Below are 4,783 nucleotides of genomic sequence, written 5' to 3'. Positions count from 1 at the left end.
CCACCTCGTTGCCGTAGGCGATGGCCTCTTTCATGGCGGCTTCCAGCCCTTGGCGGATATCGGCCGGCAAACCATTCCACCACTTGGCGTTGGTGATCACCATGTAGTCGAGCACGCCGTGGTCGGATTCCATGATGTACTCTTGTACCTCGTGGAACTTCTTGCTGTAGATGTTGGACCAGGGGTTTTCGGTGCCGTCCACCACACCGGTTTGCAGCGCCTGATAGACCTCTGAGAAAGCGATTTTCTGCGGCACCCCCCCGACCGCCTTGAATTGCGCCTCCAGCACGTCCGAGGCCTGGATGCGGAACTTGAGCCCCTTGGCGTCGCTGGGCAGGTACAACGGCTTGTTGGCTGATAGCTGCTTCATGCCATTGTGCAGGTACCCCAACCCCAGGATCCCTTTCTTCTCCATCGAGCGCAGCAGCTCCTGGCCCTTCGGACTGGCCTGGAAGCGGTCCACCGCGGCCATGTCCTTGAACAGGAAAGGCAGGTCGAACACCTGCAGCTTGGGCGTGTACTTCTCGAATTTGGCGAGCGAGGGTGCGATGATGTGCACGTCGCCCAGCAGCAGCGCCTCCATCTCCTTGCCGTCACCGAAGAGCTGGCTGTTGGGGAAGACCTGCACCTCCACCTTGCCCGGCAGTTTCTTTTCGGCCAGTTCCTTGAACTTGAGCGCCGCCTGACCCTTGGGGGTCACGTCCGCCACCACGTGGCTGAATTTGACAACGATCGGCCCAGCCGACGACGCCACCGCAAAACCCAGCGCCGCCGCGCCAAGCAACAGTTTCCACACTTTCATCGCAGTTGCTCCTTTGTGACCCACATGACTTGCGCGGCGCAGCCCAGTCGCGCTGCCCGCGGCGCGCGAACCTTATCGCCAGAGGGAGCAACGCCACAACTGTGGCGTTCCACATTCGGGAAAACCCTAGGCTTGCGCCCGCTCCCGCATTGCCCGTACCCAACGGGGCCCGATGCGGGCGGCCAGCGCATCATCGGCCGGGGCCATCGCTTGCCGCAGCGCCTCCCGCTCCTCCGGACTGGGATAGTGGAGCTGGATCCGGCCATCGTCGCGCAAGGCCTGCAAGGCCCGCTGCTCTTGCTGCAAGGCCATCGCGTTGCCAAAGGCGATGGCATCGGCGAGCGCGACCTCGATGAGGCGACGCTCCGGCTGTGGCAGGTGCGCCCAAAATGTCGCATTGGCCACGACCGCGTAGCCCAGGTAGCCGTGCGCGCTCAGTGTGAGGTGACGCTGCACCTCGTGCATGCGACCCGACCAAAAGTTGGTCAGCGGATTCTCCGTGCCGTCCACCACGCCGCGGGCCAAGGCATGACGCGTGGCCGCAAAGTCCATCATCACGGGGTATGCACCCAGTGCACGCATCTGGGCCGCGATCGTCAGCGACGGTTGCACCCGCATGCGCAGCCCGCGATAGTCACGCGGCTCGCGCAAGGGATGGGTGCGGGCGCTCATGTGCTTGAAGCCGTTGTCCAAAAAGCCCAGACCCAACAATCCATGGCGTTGCAGCGGCTCGAACAGCTCGCGCGCCCACTCACCCTCCACCACACGCCGCACCGCGGCGCGGTCGGCGAACAAAAACGGTAAATCGAACAGCTCGAACACGGCCGTGCCCAAACGCCCAAACTTGGACAGCGACGGGATCAACAACTCCACGGCCCCCCACTGCAGTGCCTCCAGCTCGTCGGCGTCGCTGTAGAGCGAGCCGTTCGGATACACATCCAAAACGACAGCCCCCTCGCTGCGTTGCGCCAGCAACGCCTGCAGCCGGGTGGCCATCAAGCCCTTGGGCGTATCGGGCGCCACCACGTGCGCCAGCCGCAAGCGCAGGCGCGGCTGCGCCCGCAGTACGGCAGGCCCCACTACCCCCGCCACGCCCACCGCCACCGTCCAGCGGCGGCGCGTCAGACCTCGAGAGCCGTGCGGTGCGACCATGCAGCGTATGCTATACGCACATGAATGCGTCACCAACCGATGCCACGCTGTCGTCGGACGCCGTGGGCTGGGAGTGGTCGCCCGCACCGGCGCGTGATGCGGGGCTGCCCTCCGGCTGGATCGCCGCGCTCGTCGTGCTCAGTCTGGCACTGCTGGTGGTGGCGATCACGCTGGTGGCGGTGGTGCGCCGCTTCGAGCATGAGGAAGCCCTGCGCCAATATCGCGCCGATGCGGCATGGCTGCAACGGGCGCTGGCGTTTCACCTGCAACGCCTCGAGCGTGATCTGACACACTTGGCAACACAGCCCCCCAGCGAGACCACCGATCCCTCCGCTTTTGCCGGGGCGCTGTTGCGCGACACACAGGCCGTGACGGCATGGGGTTGGTGGGCCCCGCAAGCCGTCGGCCCGGCTGTCGCGGCGATGGATGCCGACCGTCTGACGCACCCGGACAACGCGGCAGCCTTGGATACCCTACGTGCCGCGACGCAAGCCTTTGGCCGGCCCAGCTACGTTGGGCCCATGCGCGACGGCATCGGTCAACCCTCGTCACACGGGTGGCTGGCGGTTCCGGCGTCGGCCACCGACACCAGTGCTGTTCTCGTGGCGGCCCGAATCGACTGGCCGGCGGTGCTGGCCGCGGTCGTCCCGCCCTGGTATGCCGCCCGTTACCAGGTCTCCGTCACACAGACCGGCGCACCACACATGACGGATGACGGTGAAGGAGATGGGATCCGCACCGTACTCGACCTGCCTGGCGCACCGCTCGTGTTGTCGGTGAAGCCGCTGGACGTCCCGACACCGGCCGTGCCACGGGGATTGCTGCTGCTGGCGCTGGTATTGCTGCTGGCGCTGGGGGCCGCGGCGTGGGCCATGCTGCGGGGCATGCGTGCACGCCAGCAAGCGCAACAAGCCCTGCAGGCTGAGGTGGCCTTTCGGCGCGCGATGGAAAGTGCCGTGCGTACTGGCCTACGGGTGTGGGACATGGAGGGGCGCATCCGCTATGTCAACCGGGCGTTTTGTGAGCTCGTTGGCTATGGCCCACAGGAGCTGCTCGGTCGCGCGGCCCCACTGCCCTACTGGCCGGACGAGTTGCACGACGAACTCAGCGCCCTGCACGGGGAACTGCGCCGGGCCGGCACCCCGGCTGCCGGGGTGGAGCTGGTGTTTCGCCACCGCGACGGCCACCGGGTGGACGTTTTGGTGCACGAGTCGGCCTTGCTCGATACCAAGGGTCGGCAAATCGGGTGGATGAGTGCGGTACTCGACATCACTGAGCGCAAGCAGGCGCAGCGGCTCGAAGCCCTGCACCGAGAGCGGTTGGAGGCGCTGGGTCAACTGGTGGCGGTGGGCGAGATGGCCAGCACCCTGGCCCACGAGCTGAATCAACCGCTGGGCGCGCTCAATGGGTTTGTCCACGGTCTGCTCAATCGACTGCGCACGCAACCACCCGGACTCGACGAGATCAGGGCGGTGGTCGAGCGCATCGCAGGACTCGCGGACAAAGTCGGGCGGATCGTGCAGCGGGTCAACGCCTTTGCCCGCCGCCGGGAATTGGACGCCAGGCCGTTGGCGCTACAGCCCTTCTTGCGGCGTTTGATCGAGGCGCAGCGAGCGCGCACCGACTCACGCATGCGCATCGACGTCGACTGGCCCGCAGACGAAGCGGTCGTGCTGGCCGACCCGGGCTGGCTGGAACATGCGGTGCGCAACGTCCTGGACAATGCGGTGCATTGGGCGTCGGTCGGCTCGACATCAGAGCGACAGGCGCGCGTGCGCGTGACGCTGCACCGCGAGGCCCAACGCATCGGTATTGCCATTGGCGACAACGGCCCCGGCGTGGCACCCGACATCGCCGACACGCTCTTCACGGCTTTCGTTTCCCGCAAAGAGGGGGGAATGGGCATGGGGCTGGCCATCGCTCGCTCCGTGGTCGAAGCCCACCGCGGCCGCATTGACGTGGGGCGTGATCCGCTGCTCGGCGGCGCGCGGTTTACGCTGTGGCTACCGCAGGCTGCCCCCTCGGAGAACAGGCCATGACCGAAACCGAAGTCCACATCGTCGACGACGACGCCGATCTGCGCGACGCGCTGTGCTGGCTGCTCGCCTCGCGCGCGTTGCCGTCGCGCGCTTGGAGCAACGGCAACGCCTTTCTCGACTGGGCGCAGACACGGCGCACTGCGTGGCCGGTCGCGGTGGTGTTGTTGGACATCCGTATGGTTCCGCTGAGCGGCCTGGATGTGTTCGAACAACTGCGCCAGTGGCAGTGTCCGTGGCCGGTCCTGTTTCTCACTGGACACGGCGATATTCCGACGGCGGTGCAAGCGGTCAAACAGGGCGCCTGGGACTTTCTGGAAAAACCTTTTCAGGACAACTCATTGGTGGACAAGGTGCAGCGGGCGCTACAGATCGCCAGCAGCCCCGAGGCGCTGCGCGCACTGCAGCTGCGCTCAGCCTTGCATCAGCTCAGCCCTCGCGAGCGCGACGTGCTGGCCGAGGTGCTGCAGGGCCGCTACAACAAAAATATCGCCGATCGGCTCGGCATTGCCGAGCGCACGGTCGAATTTCACCGGGCCAATATCTTGCAGAAAATGAATGTGGGCTCCGCGCTGGAGCTGGCCCACCTACTGGGGCGGTACGGCTTGTGGCCGCAGCCCCCCGCCGCCCCCGCGTCGGGACTGCCTGCAGGTACCCAAGCCCTCGCGGAGGGTCACCCCGCCCCCACGACCTCGACCTCAGGTATTTGAAATCGCTTGGACCGGCGCCGCTTCGTCAAGGTGGCCCACGACGACGCGGTTGCGCCCGGCCCGCTTGGCCGCGTAGAGGGCCG

The 4,783-nt window shown here is 66.4% G+C and carries 4 protein-coding genes; 2 read left to right on the top strand and 2 right to left on the bottom strand.

From position 1 onward, the window contains the following. Together ACK42S_RS15830 and ACK42S_RS15825 are read right to left on the bottom strand one after the other, a co-directional pair. Positions 1 to 802, bottom strand: an 802-nt coding sequence (locus tag ACK42S_RS15830) for a DctP family TRAP transporter solute-binding subunit (RefSeq protein WP_409709707.1), incomplete at its 3' end; no start/stop codon positions are given. Positions 803 to 928: 126 nt separating this feature from the next. Continuing rightward, positions 929 to 1,954, bottom strand: a complete 1,026-nt coding sequence (locus ACK42S_RS15825; RefSeq protein WP_052231374.1) for a DctP family TRAP transporter solute-binding subunit — start codon at positions 1,952 to 1,954, stop codon at positions 929 to 931. Positions 1,955 to 2,016: 62 nt separating this feature from the next. On the opposite strand from ACK42S_RS15825, the gene ACK42S_RS15820 reads away from it, so the two are divergent. Both ACK42S_RS15820 and ACK42S_RS15815 read left to right on the top strand, forming a co-directional pair. Next, on the top strand, positions 2,017 to 3,993 hold the full coding sequence (locus ACK42S_RS15820) for a two-component system sensor histidine kinase NtrB (RefSeq protein ID WP_409709704.1): 1,977 nt from the start codon (positions 2,017 to 2,019) through the stop codon (positions 3,991 to 3,993). Beyond that, entirely contained in the window at positions 3,990 to 4,700 is a 711-nt protein-coding gene (locus tag ACK42S_RS15815) for a response regulator transcription factor (protein ID WP_082007442.1), read from the top strand. Before ACK42S_RS15820 ends, ACK42S_RS15815 begins: the two co-directional genes overlap by 4 nt. Positions 4,701 to 4,783: the final 83 nt, after the last annotated feature.

The sequence above is a fragment of the Caldimonas sp. genome, from assembly GCF_046289365.1.
Taxonomy (GTDB): domain Bacteria; phylum Pseudomonadota; class Gammaproteobacteria; order Burkholderiales; family Burkholderiaceae_C; genus Caldimonas.
The sequence above is the reverse complement of the archived record's forward strand: the minus strand, read 5'-3'. Positions and strand labels throughout refer to the sequence as shown.

What these genes read in the sequence shown, in the direction of transcription:
- ACK42S_RS15825 (WP_052231374.1), bottom strand. Translation starts at nt 1,954, where the DNA reads ATGGTCGCACCGCACGGCTCTCGAGGTCTGACGCGCCGCCGCTGGACG.
- ACK42S_RS15815 (WP_082007442.1), top strand. Translation starts at nt 3,990, where the DNA reads ATGACCGAAACCGAAGTCCACATCGTCGACGACGACGCCGATCTGCGC.